This window comes from Chitinophaga sp. OAE865 (assembly GCF_040546735.1).
Classification (GTDB): Bacteria; Bacteroidota; Bacteroidia; order Chitinophagales; family Chitinophagaceae; genus Chitinophaga; species Chitinophaga polysaccharea_A.
On sequence record NZ_JBEPOF010000001.1, the window covers coordinates 385,659 to 403,833 of the forward strand.

At 48.0% G+C, this 18,175-nt stretch carries 16 protein-coding genes; 2 read left to right on the top strand and 14 right to left on the bottom strand.

Annotation, left to right across the window (positions count from 1 at the left end; all coding sequences use genetic code 11):
* Window positions 1-104: 104 nt before the first annotated feature.
* From porG to ABIE50_RS01660, 13 genes are all read right to left on the bottom strand, one after another.
* Complete coding sequence (porG, locus tag ABIE50_RS01600) at window positions 105-968, bottom strand: type IX secretion system protein PorG (RefSeq protein ID WP_209856653.1); 864 nt, start codon at window positions 966-968, stop codon at window positions 105-107.
* Window positions 969-1,124: 156 nt separating this feature from the next.
* Window positions 1,125-2,015: an NAD kinase gene (locus ABIE50_RS01605; protein WP_142684821.1), complete on the bottom strand. Its 891-nt coding sequence runs from the start codon at window positions 2,013-2,015 to the stop codon at window positions 1,125-1,127.
* A 35-nt stretch (window positions 2,016-2,050) separates the two neighbouring features.
* On the bottom strand, window positions 2,051-3,463 hold the full coding sequence (locus tag ABIE50_RS01610; protein WP_142684820.1) for a POTRA domain-containing protein: 1,413 nt from the start codon (window positions 3,461-3,463) through the stop codon (window positions 2,051-2,053).
* A 225-nt stretch (window positions 3,464-3,688) separates the two neighbouring features.
* On the bottom strand, window positions 3,689-4,348 hold the full coding sequence (locus tag ABIE50_RS01615) for a CBS domain-containing protein (protein ID WP_209856651.1): 660 nt from the start codon (window positions 4,346-4,348) through the stop codon (window positions 3,689-3,691).
* Window positions 4,349-4,465: 117 nt separating this feature from the next.
* Complete coding sequence (locus ABIE50_RS01620; RefSeq protein ID WP_142684818.1) at window positions 4,466-5,242, bottom strand: alpha/beta fold hydrolase; 777 nt, start codon at window positions 5,240-5,242, stop codon at window positions 4,466-4,468.
* A gap of 71 nt (window positions 5,243-5,313) precedes the next feature.
* Window positions 5,314-5,856, bottom strand: coding sequence for a CvpA family protein (locus tag ABIE50_RS01625; protein ID WP_209856644.1), 543 nt, complete (start codon window positions 5,854-5,856; stop codon window positions 5,314-5,316).
* A gap of 107 nt (window positions 5,857-5,963) precedes the next feature.
* Window positions 5,964-6,416, bottom strand: a complete 453-nt coding sequence (locus ABIE50_RS01630; RefSeq protein ID WP_209856642.1) for a GatB/YqeY domain-containing protein — start codon at window positions 6,414-6,416, stop codon at window positions 5,964-5,966.
* An 18-nt stretch (window positions 6,417-6,434) separates the two neighbouring features.
* Window positions 6,435-6,788, bottom strand: a complete 354-nt coding sequence (gldC, locus tag ABIE50_RS01635) for a gliding motility protein GldC (protein ID WP_142684815.1) — start codon at window positions 6,786-6,788, stop codon at window positions 6,435-6,437.
* A gap of 29 nt (window positions 6,789-6,817) precedes the next feature.
* Entirely contained in the window at window positions 6,818-7,957 is a 1,140-nt protein-coding gene (locus ABIE50_RS01640; RefSeq protein WP_209856640.1) for a glycosyltransferase family 4 protein, read from the bottom strand.
* A gap of 75 nt (window positions 7,958-8,032) precedes the next feature.
* On the bottom strand, window positions 8,033-8,464 hold the full coding sequence (locus tag ABIE50_RS01645) for a hypothetical protein (protein ID WP_209856638.1): 432 nt from the start codon (window positions 8,462-8,464) through the stop codon (window positions 8,033-8,035).
* A gap of 46 nt (window positions 8,465-8,510) precedes the next feature.
* The gene (locus ABIE50_RS01650; RefSeq protein WP_209857136.1) at window positions 8,511-9,632 is read right to left on the bottom strand and encodes an ABC transporter permease; all 1,122 of its coding nucleotides are present in this window, start codon (window positions 9,630-9,632) and stop codon (window positions 8,511-8,513) included.
* A gap of 21 nt (window positions 9,633-9,653) precedes the next feature.
* Window positions 9,654-10,796, bottom strand: a complete 1,143-nt coding sequence (locus tag ABIE50_RS01655) for a glycosyltransferase (RefSeq protein ID WP_209856637.1) — start codon at window positions 10,794-10,796, stop codon at window positions 9,654-9,656.
* A 5-nt stretch (window positions 10,797-10,801) separates the two neighbouring features.
* Window positions 10,802-11,578 carry an alpha/beta fold hydrolase gene (locus tag ABIE50_RS01660; protein WP_209856635.1) on the bottom strand — a complete coding sequence of 259 codons (777 nt, stop codon included), beginning with the start codon at window positions 11,576-11,578 and terminating at the stop codon, window positions 10,802-10,804.
* 480 nt (window positions 11,579-12,058) lie between these two features.
* Here ABIE50_RS01660 and ABIE50_RS01665 point away from each other — a divergent pair, with 480 nt between their 5' ends.
* Both ABIE50_RS01665 and ABIE50_RS01670 read left to right on the top strand, forming a co-directional pair.
* Complete coding sequence (locus tag ABIE50_RS01665; RefSeq protein ID WP_209856634.1) at window positions 12,059-13,852, top strand: acyl-CoA dehydrogenase FadE; 1,794 nt, start codon at window positions 12,059-12,061, stop codon at window positions 13,850-13,852.
* Between the two features lie 128 nt (window positions 13,853-13,980).
* Complete coding sequence (locus tag ABIE50_RS01670) at window positions 13,981-15,729, top strand: N-acetylmuramoyl-L-alanine amidase (RefSeq protein WP_209856633.1); 1,749 nt, start codon at window positions 13,981-13,983, stop codon at window positions 15,727-15,729.
* Between the two features lie 233 nt (window positions 15,730-15,962).
* Here ABIE50_RS01670 and ABIE50_RS01675 read toward each other — a convergent pair whose 3' ends face one another.
* Window positions 15,963-18,167, bottom strand: a complete 2,205-nt coding sequence (locus tag ABIE50_RS01675) for a M28 family metallopeptidase (protein WP_354027838.1) — start codon at window positions 18,165-18,167, stop codon at window positions 15,963-15,965.
* Window positions 18,168-18,175 lie beyond the last annotated feature (8 nt).

Sequence of the window (18,175 nt, forward strand, 5' to 3'; positions counted from 1 at the left end):
TTTTAACAGCGAAATCAATACCAGTGGGGATTTAAGCAAATTCGGAGACTTATCATGGCGGTTGGCAGGTACGGAAAGCCCACCCGCAGAAAGTATTTTTTATTTTAGAATTTACAGTTGTAGGAAGTAAAAAGAATACTGATCGTTAATTCAATGGTAACGAACTGGTCTTTATCCCGGCTGTTTCCCCGCTCCCGCCCTATCACCCCGATAGGACTGCCTTTCACGGAAGACCTGTCCTGCAGCTGCGCCGCCACAGTGGGCTGCCCGTTTGGAAGCGCCGGAAAAGCAGCGGGGCCGGCGTAAGTAGTGCTTACATCGTCCAGGTAATCCGTTTGCGTAAACCGGTACAGGGCTTCCAGGCCCACATTCACTTTTTTAGAAATATTATACTTAAAACCGCCGCCGATCAGCCAGGCATACGAAACCAGGCTATAAGGCTTCCTTTCAGGATACAGGGCTGTTCCCTGCCCTTCAGTACCCAGCGGCTGCAAAAAATATTTAACCCCATCAAGATAAGCATAGGGGTTATAATGGAAAATACTTGCCCCTCCGGTCAGGTAAGGTGAGAAACGCTCATATAAACTGCCGGGCTCAAAGCGGAAAAAATTAAAATCCCCCTGGAGCGACAATTCAAACAGGTTTGTATTAAAACTAAGGTTCCGCCGTTGCTGGAATTCGTTCTTACTGTACACATCAGAATAACCCAGCTGCATAAACCGGGCATGGGCGCGCAGGCCCACGTAATCGTTCATGTATTTGCGGTAATAAATGCCCACAGCGGGTTTCAGGGTGTTTAAAGCTCCCCGGGTGTTCAGGTCTCCGAAATACTGCGCCCCACCCACAGAAAAACCCAGCTCACCCACATACTCCAGCTCATTCTGCGCAGCAGCACGTCCGGCAACCAAACAACCTGCCGATACCAGCAATAAAAAGACGATATATTGGGAATATAGAAGTTTCAGCATAAATCAGTTCTACTTAAACGCTAAAATGCCGGATTTATTTAATGTATAGCTGATCATTATGCTTACTTATTTGGCGGGTGCATGCTTCACGGGGCATAATTAATATTACAATCAGCAGACAATATATTTGTAAATGTAACAATATATTTTACAATTCTATATTTTAATCATATTCCGGGCATCAATTCCCCAGAGTAATTTGTTACGGAGGGTATGCAGGAAGTTGCTGTCGTCCAACCGGAGCAGGCTCAGTTTGAACTGTTCTTTCTTTATAGCCAGCTGTACCCGGTTATCAATGGTTTCCATACGGCTGTCGAGAGTACAGAGAAACTGGTCGCTGCGGCCTTCCACTTCAAAGGAAATGATGTTATCATTGGGTACAATAATAGGCCTTACGTTCAGGTTATGAGGCGCTACGGGCGTGATCACAAAATTGCCCGCGTCCGGGAACACGATGGGGCCGCCACAGCTGAGGGAATAACCTGTAGACCCGGTGGGAGTGGCCACAATCAGTCCGTCTGCCCAGTAAGTGTTCAGGAATTCCCCGTTCAGGTAAGTATGGATCTTCACCATTGCCGAGGTATCCTTTTTATGGATCGTAAATTCATTGAGGGCGTAAGGAACATCGCCAAACAAGGGAATGTTGGCGTCCAGATGGAGCAGCGACCGCTGGTCTACCACGTAAGTGCGGTTCAGCAACGCCTGTACCAGTGCATGGATCTCATCCTTACCAATACTGGCCAGGAAGCCCAGGCGGCCGAAATTGATCCCTATAACCGGGATATTGGTATCACGCACGTAACAAACGGTATCCAGCAAAGTGCCGTCCCCGCCAAGGCTCACCAGGAAGTCGATCTTTCCCGGCAGGTCTTCCGCGCAGGAAAACAGCGTTGGTGCGTTGTCGAAAGGAATGTGTTGCTGCAGGGTATGATAAAAAGGCTCATAGATGATGGCTGTTATCTCTGCCCGCTTTAATTCCTCCAGCAATAAGCGGATGTTTGAAATATCTTCTGTAATAAATCCCCTGCTATAAAGTGCTACCTGCATAATTTTTTAAGCTTTTAACGATCGGCTCTGAAGACCTACATATCCACGCTCGTGTGTAAAAATAGTCCTTTTTGCCCTAACTGGTTAAAGCTGTATTCGATCCGAAGGCAGGTATCATAGAAGGAAACAATGTCGAGCCCGATCCCCCCGGTATAAAGGAAGCGGTTATTCAGGAAGCTGTTGCCGGGAAATTTATTATAGGCGTAACCTCCGTCGCCAAAGGCTTTGGCAAAGATGCGCACGGGAACGGTATTAAATTTTTTCGGAACAATGGGAAGCTTTACTTTAAAAGAAATAAGTTCCTGCCGGAGGGTGGATTTGAGAATGGCGAAGCTGGTACCGTCTATTACATAATATTCCAGTCCGCGCAGGTAATCATCCCGGTAACCCAGCGCCTGCTGGTTAATATACGGCTGATCGTTAGAGAGTTTTGCCGCGCTGCGGATACCCAGTGCTGCAAAGGTTTTGGGGCGCAGCTGCCAGTATTTGGCCATATTGAGCCGGAAATGCACATCATCCACATCATTCCATGGCCCTACTCCTTTTTTGCCCACTTCTGCCAGAAGCCGGAATCCTTTGAGAGGATATACCCAGCTATCTGCCTTAATATAGGTGAAACGGTAGGTGATATCGATGAAACGTACATTGGTGCGGCCTTTCCCCAGGTAATTAGGATTAATGATAGCTACAGAATCGGCTATTTTCTCATAATTATAATTTACAAACACCTGGTGCCGGGCATTAATGGCCCTGCGGTAGCTGTAGTTGAGCCCCACAAGATATACCTGCCGCAGGAAATCATCTTTCCTGAAAAACTGCTGTTTGTTGTTGCTGGTGCTGTCGTTCACCTCACGGTTACGGTTATAGGATGCGATGATGCCGAGGCCATGACGGAAATGTTTATCGATATAAGGCACATTGTACTGCAGTGCGAACCGTTGGGTGTAGCCAAACTGTATGGCGGCGTTCAATTCATCATTACGGCCGGTCAGGTTTTCCTGGGTACCGCTTACACCGAGGTTGATACGGCTAAGGCTGTGGTTCTTTTCTACCCACCACTGGTTGAAATTACGGTCTGCCAGTTTGAAAATGGGATAGGCAAAGGTGTACCAGCGTTCCCATACTTCAAATACCAGGTCGGCTTCATTACCGGTCCAGTTTTTAACATTGGCAGTGGCATTGAGGAAAAGGGAGGTATTGAGCAGTTGTTTGCGTCTTTCTTCAAGGGTGTTGGCAAGGTCCCGCAGGTAGATGGTATCTCCCGGCACAGTGCTTATTTCCCGGAGGATGATGGAAGTCCGGGTTTTCTTATTACCGGAAACAAGGATATTACGCACTACCAGGTAGCTGGTATCCGTTACGGGCGCCGACTGGCCTTCTGCATTTTCCGGTATCACAATCCCCAACAGGCATACGAGGGCCAGCAGGTAATAACAGCATTTCAGCATGTAGGTCCTTGAAATGTTTTAAAAGTGTTGACAATACTCAAATATAACAGATTTTGTCCTGGAACACTGATTACGCTGATTTTGATGATTATTAGATTTTTTATAAATTATTAAGGGAGATAGAGCGAATAGTTCGCTTATATCTCCCTTAACTGTTATTAAAAAAATAAAAATCAAACTAATCATCAAAATCAGCGTAATCAGTGTTCCAGGACAAAATCCGCGTTACATACCGATGTAGTTCATCAGCAGGTCGTAGTTTTTCTTCAGCGCTTCTTCTTCCGGTTCTTCAGCGAAGATGTATTTGATCACATAATTGAAGCGTTCAAAAGTGGCTACAAGGCCCTGCAGTTCCTGGCGGTTTGTTTTGAGTACTACTTCCAGCCTGCCGGTAACAGGATTGGTGATGGTGTTTACACTCAGGAGCGTAACATCGTTTGATTCGGCAATACGGGCAATTTCACTGAGGGCATAATCGCGTGGGTCTACTTCAAAGGCCACGATACCGCCGGGCTCCTTCACGCCGTTATATCTTGCCAAAGCTGCAAGGAGGTTATCCTTGGTAATGATACCGAGGTATTCGCTTTCCTTGTTCACTACCGGGAGGGCAGACAATTTAAAATCGTAAAAAAGTTTAAGTGCTTCAAAGAGATGAGCATATTCCATGACAGCCGGGCGGGTACTGCTGTACTCCATAGATTCCAGGGGTACATCCGGATCCTCGATATCCATAATATCGTCTTCCTCCACCAGGGCCAGGTATTTGCTATCTACTACCATTGGCAGCTGCGTCAGATGGTATTCGTTCATCAGGCGCAGCGCCTTTGTTCCTGAATCCGAGGGATGCAGAACAGGTACTGAAGATATGAGTTCTCTGGCGATCATGTTAGCGTATTCTGATACAATAATAGTAAAGAATATGCCAACAGAAAAAGAAATTACATGTACGCGAAATCACTGCGCCTGTGAGCACAGTTGCAGAGCTGCCTTAAGAGTGCCGGTTTAACTGGCAGGTTGAAGCTTTAGTTTCTCCAGGAAAGCGTGCAGGATCTTATTGAATTCTTCCGGTACCTCCATCATGGGAGCATGTCCGCACTTATCAATAAACTGCAGTTCAGAATTAGGTATCAGTTTTTTAAATTCTTCGCCAACCATAGGAGGTGTAACCGTATCATTCTGGCCCCATATCAATAAGGTTGGTTGCTGGATATCTTTCAGTTCATCTCCAAGGTTGTGGCGGATGGCTGATTTCGCCAGTGTGATGATCTTGATCACTTTCAGGCGGTTGTTCACTATCTCAAACATTTCGTCTACCAGTTCTTTGGTAGCTATTTTCGGATCGTAGAAAGTAAGTTCTGCTTTTTTGCGGATGTACTCATAGTCGCCGCGTTTAGGATAGGTTTCGCCCATTCCGTTTTCGAACAGGCCTGAGCTGCCGGTAAGGATCAGGGATTTTACGGGTGCTTCAGGGTGTTTCAACAGGTATACAAGGGCCACGTGACCTCCAAGTGAATTGCCCAGCAGGTGCACATTTTTGTATCCCCTGGCCTCAATAAACTTATGTACGTATTTGGCCAGGCCGCCTACCGATGTTTCCAGGATGTTTAAATCGTACAGGGGTAACATCGGGATCACAACCTTGTTATATTGCCGGAAATATTCAATCATGTGCGAGAAATTGCTCAAAGCACCAAAAAGTCCATGCAATAATACCAGCGGTTCTCCTTCTCCTTCTTCTATAAAATTAAACTTACCCTGTGTTTTGATTTCGTAATCCATTGCCAAATCTTGAAAGTCAATTTTACGCTAAAATAATTCTTTTTATTAATCTAAATAATCTTTGGAACGAGTTATCCAGGTTGAATATGCCGGGCTGCCTGCTCAAAAAAAGACTGCAATTCGGTGAACATATTCTTAAAAACCGGGATCACACTTCCCATATGATCCAATACCCACGGGCCGATATTCTCTATATAGGGATATACCACAGACTGGAGCTTTGTTTCGGGGCTCAGCCAGTATACCTGGTTAGCCATCCATAGCACTACACTGTAAATTATTATAAATATAACGCTATACAACAGGATTCCGCCGAGTTTATTCAGCCAGCCCAGCATTACCAGTTCCACTAATTTCTGTAATGCGCCGGCCCCTAACCTTACGAGCAGTATTACTCCCAGGAACAGGCATACGAAACAGATCACAGGCAGCCAGCGGGAATGCATTTCCCAATGCTCCTGTACATATAATGCGGTAATTGCGGTTAGTTTCAGAGCTGCCGCCAGTCCCAATACAGCGGCTACCAGAGAAAATAAGGCTACTATCAACCCACGGGTATATCCGCGGTAAATGGCAAAAACCATGATGATAGCAAAAATAATATCTATAGGCATGATAGAAATATAGGGAATCTGGTATTTAACTACCTGATTTTTTTGTTTTCAGGGAGATGCTTATCTGCCCATTGTCCACTTTTCAGCCAGTTAAATACCAGACAGCACTATTTAGTAAGCAGTTCTTTCACCAGGGCGGAAATTGCTTTTCCATCTGCTTTACCGGCCAGTTGTTTGGTGGCAACGCCCATTACCTTACCCATATCAGCGGGTGAGCTGGCGCCGGTGGAAGCGATAATATCAGTAATGGCTGTACGTAATTCTGCTTCATCCATTTGTTTGGGAAGAAAGCGCTCAATCACTGCCAGTTCCTCTTCTTCTTTCACTGCAAGGTCTTCACGGTTCTGGGCACGGAAAATTTCCAGGGAGTCTTTCCTTTGCTTTGCCAGCTTTTGCAGCAGTTTGGATTCATCTGCCTCTGAAAGGTCGCCACTGGCGCCTTCTGCTGTTTTAGCCACAAGGATCGCTGCTTTAATGGCACGCAATGCGCGCAGGTCAGCTTCCTTTTTACCCAGCATCGCAGCTTTGATCTCTGCGTTGATATTTAATTCTAATGACATATGGTTAGGTTTAATGGATTATTTTCCTGCTTCTTCTGCCGCTTGTTTGTCCTGGAATTTCTTAAAGAAATCCTTGGCAAAAGCGCGCATATCGTCGGCCTGGTCTTTATAGGGAGTAGCCCTTCCGTAGGTATCGGCCATCGTCATCATGGTCTGGAAAAAGAAGTCGGCCATTTCATCCACCATCATGTCTTTTGTCCACAGGTCAATACGCAGCGCTGCCTTTTCTGCAGGATCCCAGAAAGATACGATCATACCTTTGGCCTTGATCATCCGTTCGTCTTTGTTGTCTGTAGCGCTCCACTCTATTGATTCGGGCACTTTCTGATCGTCCAGTCCAACCTGGATCTTTATGGTAGATACTTTACTCATGATTTTCAATTAAAGCGCAAAAATAGCCATCATTTGCTGATTTTGGAAAAAGCAGTGCCGGTGAGCTGTTCCCACCACTGTTCCGCAGCATGTTCCCAGCTGCTGAAAGGCTTCGCTGCAGGGACCTTAGCCAGCAAACGGGATCTTAATTGTTCATCTTTATACAAAAGACTCATTTTCTCAGACAGGTCATCCAAACTTGCAGGGTCGGCATATAGTACGGCATCTCCGCCAGCCTCCCTTGCGGCGGCCCCTTCCAGCGCAATCACCGGTACTTCGCACCGGCGGGCGGCATAGATGGGTAAGGCCAGTCCTTCAAACCTCGACGGATATACGAGGGCATAAGCCCCACCGGTAAGCCGGGCAAGCGTTTCTTCATCTGCATCTTCAATACATACCACATCCTGCCGGAACTTATAACTCTGTAAGGCGGTAGCAATTTCTGCTCCTGCAGGGGTTACGCTACCCGCCAGTACCAGCCTGATATTGCTGCGCTGCCGTTTCTTCAGCGCCGAAAATGCTTTCAGTACCGGTATAATATTATTCCGGGGATGCAGGCTGCCTGTTACCAGGAAATATTCCGCTCCTCCTGCAAAGGCCCTTTTCACCGTTTCCCGCTCCTCCCAGTCCAGCGGCCTGTAAAGCTCGCTGATACCTGTTTCCAGCCGGGTCAGTTTATCTTTTACACCGGGCGCATAACGCAGCAGCTCTTCCTCCGCAGCGTTGGACAGTACGGCTATACGCCGTGCCCGGTCCAGGTATTTCGTGATGTTCTTTTTCAGCGACCGCTGTTGTGCAGCCGGCTGTAAACCCGCGTCCCGCAAAAAAGAAAGGTCTCTCAGCAGCAATGCCGCCGGGATCCTGCTGCGTAAAGGAAGCGTGCCATCCAGGCCCAGGAACAAATCCGGCCGGAAAGGCTTCATAGCCCTTACCAGCTGCCATTCCTGCCACCAGTACAGGTGCCAGGGCTTATTCCCTTTCAGCGGCAACACCACGTTGGTTACGTTTGCCGGTACTTTCAGGCCGGCAGGTATTTTTCCATCGAAAAACAATGTGAACTGATGGGCAGGCTGCTGCCGGCACATCGCCAGTATTATTTCCGTTGCCACCTTCCCGGTATCGGCAGGCATGTCCTGTCGTAAACAAGCGGCATTAACAGCAATTTGCATAAACGATTCCTTTGTCTGCGAGCTTGCAAACCTACACAATTTTAGATTCGGGACAGGCGGATTTTAATTGCCCGGCTATTCTGCAGATTTATTGGTGAGATAAAATACCTGCGGAGGGGTTACATTACCGGTGTTTCCCAGGGAAGCCAGCCTGATAGTTACCTCGTATGTTTTCAACGGCTTCAGATGACGGAGCGTTATGGTAAAAGGAGTAGTTTTAATATCGGCTATATCATCCTGCGGCAAAGGAATAAGACCCGTTTCTGTGGCTACATTCAACGTTACCTTTACACCTTTGTCAGGCAGTTTGCTGGTAACATTCACTTTCAGCGCATAAGTGCTGTCCTGTGCCATATTATACTTTCCTACCTGCACATCGGGCAGCTCAAAAGCCAGTGTTTCTTCCTGTGTATTTGGTGCAGGATTATCTTTTTTCTTCTTTTTACAGGAAGAAAAAGTGAGCATTGAAATAGCTAAGAAGGCAGGGAGACAGGTTTTCAATAACATATTTCCAGTTATAGGAGCATGAAATTAGCTTTTTTTAATATACAAATCAAATTTTACTTCTCACATCCAGCGCATCTCTCAGCCCATTGCCTAACAGGTTGAAAGCCAGCACCAAAAGCATAATGGCTATTCCCGGCGCCAGCGCCAGCAGTGGATTATGTGTGATAATGAAATTGTAGTTCTCTTTGATCATCAGTCCCCAGGAAGGTTGTGGCGGCTGCACACCTACTCCCAGGAAACTGAGCCCGGCCTCCACAACAATAGCGGTGGCAAAATTGCCCGCGGCTACTACCATTACCGGCCCCATGATGTTAGGTAAAATATGTTTAACAATGATGCGCACATGCCCGTAACCCAACGCCCTGGCGGCCTCCACATACTCCAGCTCCCGGATGGCCAGTACCTGTCCGCGGATAATACGGGCCACACCTACCCACATGGTAAGTCCTACGGCAATAAACACCTGCCAGAACCCTTTTCCCAGCGCCAGGGTGAGCGCAAATACCAGCAGCAGCGTTGGCATAGACCATACTACGTTCACCAGCCACATCACCACATCATCTGTACGCCCTTTGAAATAACCGGCGATAGCACCCAGCAGCACTCCAATACTGAGGGAAATGACTACGGCGATACAACCTACCCCTAAGCTCACCCGTGTGCCAATCAGCAGCCGGCTCAGGATATCCCGGCCAAATTTATCGGTGCCCAGCCAGTAAGTACGGGAGAAGATCCTTTCCTTCTGTATATTTTCCTGTAATGTTTCTGACGACAGCGGATGATCCGGCGGAGCAGCATACCAGATCTTTGCCAGGGAGTAGGTTTCCTCCCTGCTGGTAGATTCATCTACATAATGCTGTACCACCAGCACGCTGTCCCTGAACTGCCAGGAACGGATGGGGATCCAGGTAAAATCAGATTCCTGCCCGTATAGCAACCGCCGGTAAACAGCTCCTTTTTGTACAGGCTGTTCTTTCCATACCGCCAGCATATGGATCCGGAATCCGGGATGCTGGCCTTCTATTTCCAGCACCATCCTGTTGGCGTTGGGCGTATGATCCGGTGCAATAAAATAGGCGGTAATACTGATAAACACGGCAATGGCGATCACCAGTAAACCGGCCACCGCACCTTTGTTACGGTATAATTTTTTCCAGTAAGGCTGCATATCTGACAAAAGAACCAGGATTTAATTAACCTGCCGGCCTTTCCACTGATAACTGCCAAACTTCCCAAGCCACCCGGCAACAACAATATAAGGAATATGAAATATCTGCCCGGGAATAAACCATAACAGCAGTTCTGTTTTATTAAAAAACTTTGCTACAGGAAGCAGGAAATAAAGTTCAAGGGTTATTTTAAACAGCATGATGATAAGGAACCACGGCCACCATACCGGCAGGAACACCGCTATTACCGCCAGCGACAGCAAACCTGCGTTAAACAGGTATACCAGCAGCAGTACCCAGGTAAGCCTTTTATCTTCATACTTATCGGCCTTCGACGACCAGCGGATCCGCTGGTTCATAAAATCCCTGAAGGTATCTACGGCCAGGGTACGCACTACAGCGTCTTCACATTTCAGGTAACTCACCTTATCAGGATATGCGCTGTAAATTTTATACATCAGCAGCATATCATCGCCGGAAGCAATATTATCGATGCCTGTAAAACCTCCTACTTCCAGGAATGCCTTTTTTTCATAGGCGAGGTTAGCGCCGTTACACATGGTACCGGAGGCCAGTTGCGCCGCAGCGCCGGTGATACCCTGCATGGTCATGAAATCGAGCGATTGCAATCTCTTGAAAAAGTTATGTTCTTTATAGAAGCTCACCGGTGCGGCAATGAATTTAGGTTGATGATGTTCGTAAAACTGCACCAGTGTTTCAATCCAGCGCGGTCCCATTACACAGTCAGCATCTGTGGTTACAATAAGGTCGCCGGTAGCTTTTGAAACAGCGATCTCTATGGCTTTTTTCTTGAAAGAGTTCAGCCGTTCTTCTTCATTGAGATATTGCCTTAATTCCAGCAAATGAACATTTGCTGCCGGGAAATTGCTCACCACAGCAGCAGTATTATCTGTTGAAAAATCATCTATTACAATTATTTCCAGCAGGGCTGGATTATAGGTCTGGCGTTTCAGCGCCTCCAGCAGGGCTGGCAGGTTGGCTGCTTCATTCCGTGCAGGAATGATCACTGTAACGGAAGTATGGCAGGCCGATGGCGCTGCAGGAGAAAACCTTTTCAGGCGCTTCCAGCCCAGGGTATACCACAGCATCAGTATACCATACCCTAAAGCCAACACCAATAGTATAATTACAAAAAGATACATCCAGGTTAAAGATTTGTTTTGATGATAAGCCCCAGCTGATCGGATATCAGCTGATGCCCTTTTTCCATTACCAGTATTTTACAGGGAAAGGAACCATCCGCAAAGCGGGTGCCCAGTACAGGTGGAATTACACGATCGTATTTCCCGAATATCAGGAGAGTTAGAACGTTATATCTGGCTAATAATTGTTTACACTGCTTTTTATCCGGCATCATTCTGCGCAGATTGGTCCATACGTTGTACACCAATTCCCTTTTCCACGGTTCATTCATACGGTGCAACGCAAATTTATATACACTCTGATTCAGCAATCCCAGTTTTCTCCATGTATGTAATAACGTAAAAAACAGCCGTGGATGATATGTATTGTATTTAAACAGCCTGTTTCCGGCTGCAGTTTGAGTAACAAACATATGCCAGGGATTATTTCTCAGCCCATCCCCGGCTGCAAGGATGAGACGGTTGATCCGCCCGGCCATTTTTTCCACCAGGCACAGGGAAAGACGCCCTCCCATACTGTAGCCCAACAGGGAAAAACGTTCCTTTCCATGTTGCTGCAGTATCATTTCCACCAGCGCTGCCAGGTCATTTTTCTCAAAAACGCGGTCCTCCTCCCATCGGGTGCTGCCATGCAGGGGCATATCCAGCGCCACCAGTGTGAAGGTATCGCCAAGTGTAGCGGTTAGCGGGCGAAAATGAGCAGCGCTTTCACCAAAGCCGTGTAAACAGATCAATAGCTCCTCCCCGGCACCTTCCACGGTGCCATGAAACCGGCTTTTCAAATATGACAGATAAAAATCAGGCATAAAGGGGAACAATGATACTGAATAAATGCCTAATGACGATGGAAAGGATTATCCGGGGCAACCAACAGGGCAAGGGATGGATGTTTCCTCCTATACTTATATCATGATTCCTGAAAAGAAGACAATACGCCATATCTAAATAGATACGGGGGATCTCCGGCGCAACTATGGCGCAACTATGGCGTATATATGGTGGAAACCGGGAGTATCCATTCCTTAACTTTTTCTTTCCATAGAATTACCTTGCCAGAAAAATTCCGTTATTAGCTTACAACCTTCCTCCAAACTTATTTATTTTTTGTTAAAAATCCCTTCCTTTTAACAGGAATGCCGCATTTGGCTTACATTCAGTAAGTTAACAGGCAGGTATTAGGGGTATCAGTTTAGCCCTCCCGGTGACCGGTTTTGCTTAATACTTTTTTCAGTAAATTACAGAACCACTAAAAATACAGCAACATGGACGCAACAGTTGAAAATAAGACTGCGCTCAAAGGCGCCGAATTCCTGGTTAAGGAGAGTGCTCCTGAGGAAGTGTTTACTCCCGAAGATTTTTCGGAAGAGCAGCTGATGATTAAAGAGATGGCAGATCAGTTTATCAGTAAAGAGATAACACCGATCGTAGAGCGGATAGATAAACTGGAGGAAGGACTGATGCCCTCGCTGCTGGAAAAAGCCGGCGAACAAGGCTTGCTGGGCGCTTCTTTCCCGGAAGAATACGGTGGTTTGGGTAAAGATTTTGTAACGGCTACCATTATCAACGAGGGACTGGGCGCTGGTCACTCATTCTCCGTTGCCATGGCCGCGCACACCGGTATCGGTTCTTTACCTATCCTTTATTTTGGTACTGCAGAACAGAAACAGAAATATATTCCCAAGCTGGCCACCGGCGAAATGAAAGGCGCCTACGCCCTTACTGAGCCCGATTCCGGCTCCGATGCTTTGGGCGCTAAAACCACCGCCAAATTAACAGAAGACGGCAAGCACTATATACTGAACGGGCAGAAGAGCTGGATCACCAACTCCGGCTTCGCCGATGTGTTTACCGTGTTTGCGAAAATTGACGGCGATAAATTCACCGCCTTTATTGTAGATAAGGGAACACCCGGTTTTACACTTGGTGCAGAAGAACATAAAATGGGGATCAAAGGATCCTCTACCCGGCAGATCTATTTCCAGGATGCCAAAGTGCCCGTTGAAAATGTGCTGGGCGTAATCGGTAAAGGCCATCTCATTGCCTTCAACATCCTGAACATAGGCCGCCTGAAACTTTGCGCCGCCGCATTGGGCGCCGCCAAAAAATGTATCAATACCTCCGTACAATACGCCAATACCCGCACACAGTTTAAACAACCCATTGCCAACTTCGGCGCTATCAAACATAAACTGGCGGAAATGGCTATCCGTACCTGGACTTCGGAATCAGCACTTTTCCGCACTGCACAGCTGATCGATGAAAAAGAAAAGGAACTGCTGGCAGAAGGTAAACCATTCAATGAAGCTTTGCTTGGAGCAGCAGAAGAATATGCTGTAGAATGCGCCATCCTGAAAGTGAACGGCTCCGAAGTATTGGATTATGTGGTGGATGAAGGCGTGCAGATCCATGGCGGTAACGGTTTCAGTGATGAATACATCATTTCAAAAGCCTACCGCGATTCCCGCATCAACCGCATCTTTGAAGGTACCAATGAGATCAACCGGCTGCTTACCCTCGACATGACACTGAAACGTGCCCTGAAAGGAAAACTGGACCTGATGACGCCTGCCATGAACGTAATGAAGGAACTGATGAGCATCCCCGACTTCGGCAACGATGATGAAAGCGCCTTCAGTAAGGAAAAGAAGATGATCGTTAACTTCAAAAAAGCCATCCTCATGGCTGCCGGCGCCGCCGCGCAGAAACTGATGGTAAAGCTGGAAAACGAACAGGAGATCCTGATGGATATTGCCGATATGGCCATTGAAACCTTTGTGGCTGAAAGCGCGCTGCTTCGCCTCATTAAGCTCACCAACAGTAAAGGTGAAAGCGCCGCTTCCCTGCAGGCCGATATTGTACGCACCTTCATTTACGATGCGGCCGACCGGATCAATAAATCCGGTAAAGACGCTATCAATGCGTTTGCGGAAGGCGATGAACAGCGTATGATGCTGCTGGGCCTCAAACGCTTTACCAAAGCAGAACCGTTTAATGCAAAAGATGCCCGCAGAAGAATTGCGGACAAACTGATTGCAGACAATAAATACAGCTGGTAACAACCGGCGTAAAGCAACTGAAAAATGCAGCGGGGTACTTTATTTCGCTGCATTTTTTCTAAATGCTTTTTTCCTATTCCCTTCACCTGCTTATCTTTACCATCTTTCAAAGATATTGATGACAGGGTATGACGCTATCAGCTAAGTTGTTTTCTACATTTCTTGTTGCCATTTGTATCCCCCTTTTTGCAAGCAGCCAGGCAACACTGCGTATCAGTCAACCTTCAAGGGAACAAAATAATGTGAGTACTTCCAGGCAATTTATTGCAGGCCGTACCTGTGTTGGCTGTACAGTAAGGATTAATAACGATACCGTACATGTATACAATACCGGCACCTTTGCTGTAAAATATGAACTGTCTACCGGTAGAAATACCTATTCCGTTACTGCCACTGCCCCTAACGGGGAAACGTATACGAAAAATATCACTTATTACTATAACCAGCCACCCGCCCCTTCGGCTACCAGTATTTTCCGTATAGATTATATGGAGATATCCCCATCGGGAAACCTTCAGCTTTCCGAAGGCGATACATTGCGGATAAAGATGAAAGGCTATCCCGGTCAAAGCGCCAGCTGGTTCAATGATGTACCGCTCAGGGAAATGCCCGTTTCACAAACAGGCGGCGTACCCGGCTATTACAGCGGGATGTATGTGATACAGCCACGCGATTCGCTCCTGAATGGGAAAATTATGGTGCGGCTGCGCAAACAAAGCGGGGAAACGGCTATACTGGGCAGCCCTTACCACTACAGCGTAATGCACAATGAAATACCGTTCACCGGCCGTACTATCGATAATATGACCTACCTCACGGCAAGCCCGCATGGCGACCGGCTGGGGCCGGATAAAATCGGCTACCTTGATAAAGATGTGCTTTTACATATTGTAGGAAGACAGGGCGACTATTACAAAGTAAGGCTCTCCTCCCGCACCACTGCCTTTATTCCTGAACCGCTGGTAGATACCGACATCCCCCAGGAAGAGCTTCCCATAAGCATTGCAGACGATGCCAAAATATGGGGAGATGAAAAATATGACTATGTATCTGTAGCGTTGTCGGATAAACTGCCTTATACCTCAACGCAATTGGTTTCTTCCAGAAAAATTATCATCGATATTCATGGCGCTTATGCAGAAAAGGGACTTAGCACCCTGCTCCAGAACACCAAAGAAATTACATCTGTAGCCTGGGGGCAGCCATCACCGGATGTATGCCGTATGGTGATTTCACTGCAACATGCACCGTGGGGCTACCAGGTGTATTATGACAATAACCGTATCACGGTGAAGGTTAAACGCGTACCGCAAAACCTGTCGCTGAAGAACCTGGTAATAGGTCTCGATCCCGGCCATGGTGGCAGTAATCCCGGCGCCACAGGCCTCACCGGCGCCGTTGAAAAAAACATGACCCTGGTACTTTCCCTGCAACTGAAAACATTACTTGAAAAAGAAGGGGCTACCGTGATCATGTCGCGCACAACGGAAAAGTTTGTTGCGAATGAAGACAGGCTTTCCTTCTTCCGCAGAACTAATCCTGACCTGCTGCTGAGCATTCACCTCAATGCTTCCGGCAATCCTGTTGATGTATATGGCACCGCCACTTACTATAAACAACCTTTCTGTGAACCGCTCAATGCCGCTATCCATGAGCGCTTGCTGCAAACCGGTCTTTACGACTTCGGGAATAATCCGGATTTCAATTTTATTCTTAACAACCCTACCGAATTCCCGGATGCCTTAGTGGAAACCCTTTTCCTCAGCAATCCCGGCGACGAAGAAAAAGTATTGGATCCCGCCTTCCAACGCGAAATTGTAACCGCGATCGTGGAAGGCGTGAAGGACTACCTCCGGGATGCAGGCAGGCAACGTTAGCACCCGCGCCTTCGGCGCGAGTTTTGTCTGACTCAGGATTAAACTGATTAATCATGATTACGCTGATTTGATTTTTTGGGATTTTATAAATGATTTAAAAGATTCAGGGAGATTTAAGCGAATACTTTCGCCTAAATCTCCCTGAATCTTTTAAAATCAAATATGATCAAATCCTGATAATCATGATTAATCAGTTTAATCCTGAGTCAGACAATCTTCGCGCCGAAGGCGCGCTAACGGATATTACCTAAATACGCCGCCAGGCGGCTAACTGCCGCCGCTACTACGCCGATCTGCTCCTGTGCTTCCTTCCAGCGGCGCTGCTCAATGGCTTCCCTTACGCCCGGAATGGTTTTAACACCGTAGCCGGTATAAAATCCGGGAGCGTACAAGGTATGCTTATACCAGTTGCGTGCAGGCAGGCCGGCATCGTTCAACAGCTGTTGCTCTCCCTGGTAAAGGTTCTTGTTGGCGGCAGCAGAGAGGTTTTTCCTGGCCGCCAGCGAAGAGGTGACCGTGTCTAACCCAATGAGGGCATTCTGCAAAGGGGAAAAATCCAGGTATGGCACTTCTGATTTGGGCAGCGGCGGCAGCAGGTGTTTGGCCGTATCTGTGGCCAGCTGGTACTTACGGTCACGGATCAACTGGTTTTCTACAGCTGTAGATTCCCGCAGGCTGCCGGTGAGCTCTGTTAGCTCATTCACATACCCGTTTACCGTTTCATACAATTTGCGGTAGTCGAATGGGAGGGTAACGGTATTGGCTAAACGCAGAACGGTATGACCGGCGGTTTGGGAAAGCGCCACGCCGTAGTTAAAACCGGGATCTTTGAACCGGGTGTAATCGTCGTAAGAATCGTAGATAGAGTGATATTCTCCGCCTGCATCTTCTCCCCCAAAACCCAAATCAAGGGAAGGCACTCCCAGGTGCTGCAGGAAGGAGGAATAGTCGGACCCCGACCCCATGGCGCCAATGGCAATACCTTGTTTGGCCAGCTTTTCCTTTTTCAGTTTTGGCGTAGCCGCTTTCAGCACTTCTGCTGCCTGCCTGCGGGCCAGGATACTCACCCCGGTTTGCGGGTCTGTAATATCGCGGGCCACTTCGTTCACCAGTGTTTCCAGTGCATGGGAGCCGCTGGCGTTCAGGAAGCCACGGCCATTGTTATCGGAGTTGATGTATACTACTGCTTTTTCCTTCAGTTCTGCGGCATGGTCTTCCACCCATTCCGTGGAGCCCAGCAGGCCTGGTTCTTCTCCATCCCAGGCGCAGTAAACCAGTGTACGTTTGGGCTGGTATCCCTGTTTATGCAATGCTCCAATGGCTTTGGCTTCTTCCAGGAGAGCTGCCAGTCCGCTGATGGGATCGGCTGCACCGTTTACCCAGGCGTCGTGATGATTACCACGGATAATCCATTGGTCGGGTTGTTCACTGCCTTTCAGCCTGGCAATTACATTATAGCAGGGGCGTATTTGCCAGTCGAACGATAATTTCAGATGCACCCTGGTTTTGCCACCGCCAATATGATAGGTAAATGGCAATGCGCCTTTCCATTCGTCCGGTGCCACAGGCCCTTCCAGGGATTTGAGCAAGGGAGCGGCATCATGGTAGCTGATGGGCAACACCGGTATTTTCAGCAGGTTGGGGGCCTGCAGGCGATCAAGCCGCTGTGCATTGGCAGTGGCGCCTGTGTTGGGCGTGAGCGGGTCGCCGGGATAGATCACGATATCCATTACAGAGCCACGCTGCACCCCGTACTCATTTTTAAAGGCCCCCTTGGGATACACATCGCCGGCATAGTAACCATCGTCTTTGGGGTCGGAGTAGATAATACAACCGGCGGCGCCGTGCTCCTGTGCTACCTTGGGCTTGCTTCCCCGCCAGGAGCGGCCGTATTTGGCAATTACTATTTTTCCTTTTACGCTGATCCCTGCACGGTCGAGATACTCATAATCTTCCGGGAGGCCATAGTTCACGTATACCAGTTCCCCTTCCACATCCCCATCGGCACTCCAGGCATTATAGGTAGGCAGCTGGCCTTCCTGGCCGGAAGTGGCATCTTCCTTAAGGGCAGGCTCTTTCAGCAGCGCGGTATAGGCAGTGGGCCCTTTAAGCTCCAACACACGTTCCTTTGGAGTGGGGAAAAGCACCTGGTAAGTCACTATTTCAGCATCCCATCCATAGCTTTTGAAGCGTTGCCGGATGTCTTCCGCTACGGCTTTACCCCGCGCAGAGCCGATGTGGTGAGGTTGGGAGGATAATGCTTTAATGGTTTCGCCTATATGGTTGCTGCTTAACTGTTTATCGAAGCGGCTTTCCAGTTCCAGCTGGCGGGTGGCAGCATTGGCATCGTACCCGGTAAGCTTTTTTTCCTGCGCCCGCAGGGGCCCGCCTGCGCACAGAATCAGCGCCAGCAGCAGGGAGAAGTTGGTTGTTGTCATTGTCAGAT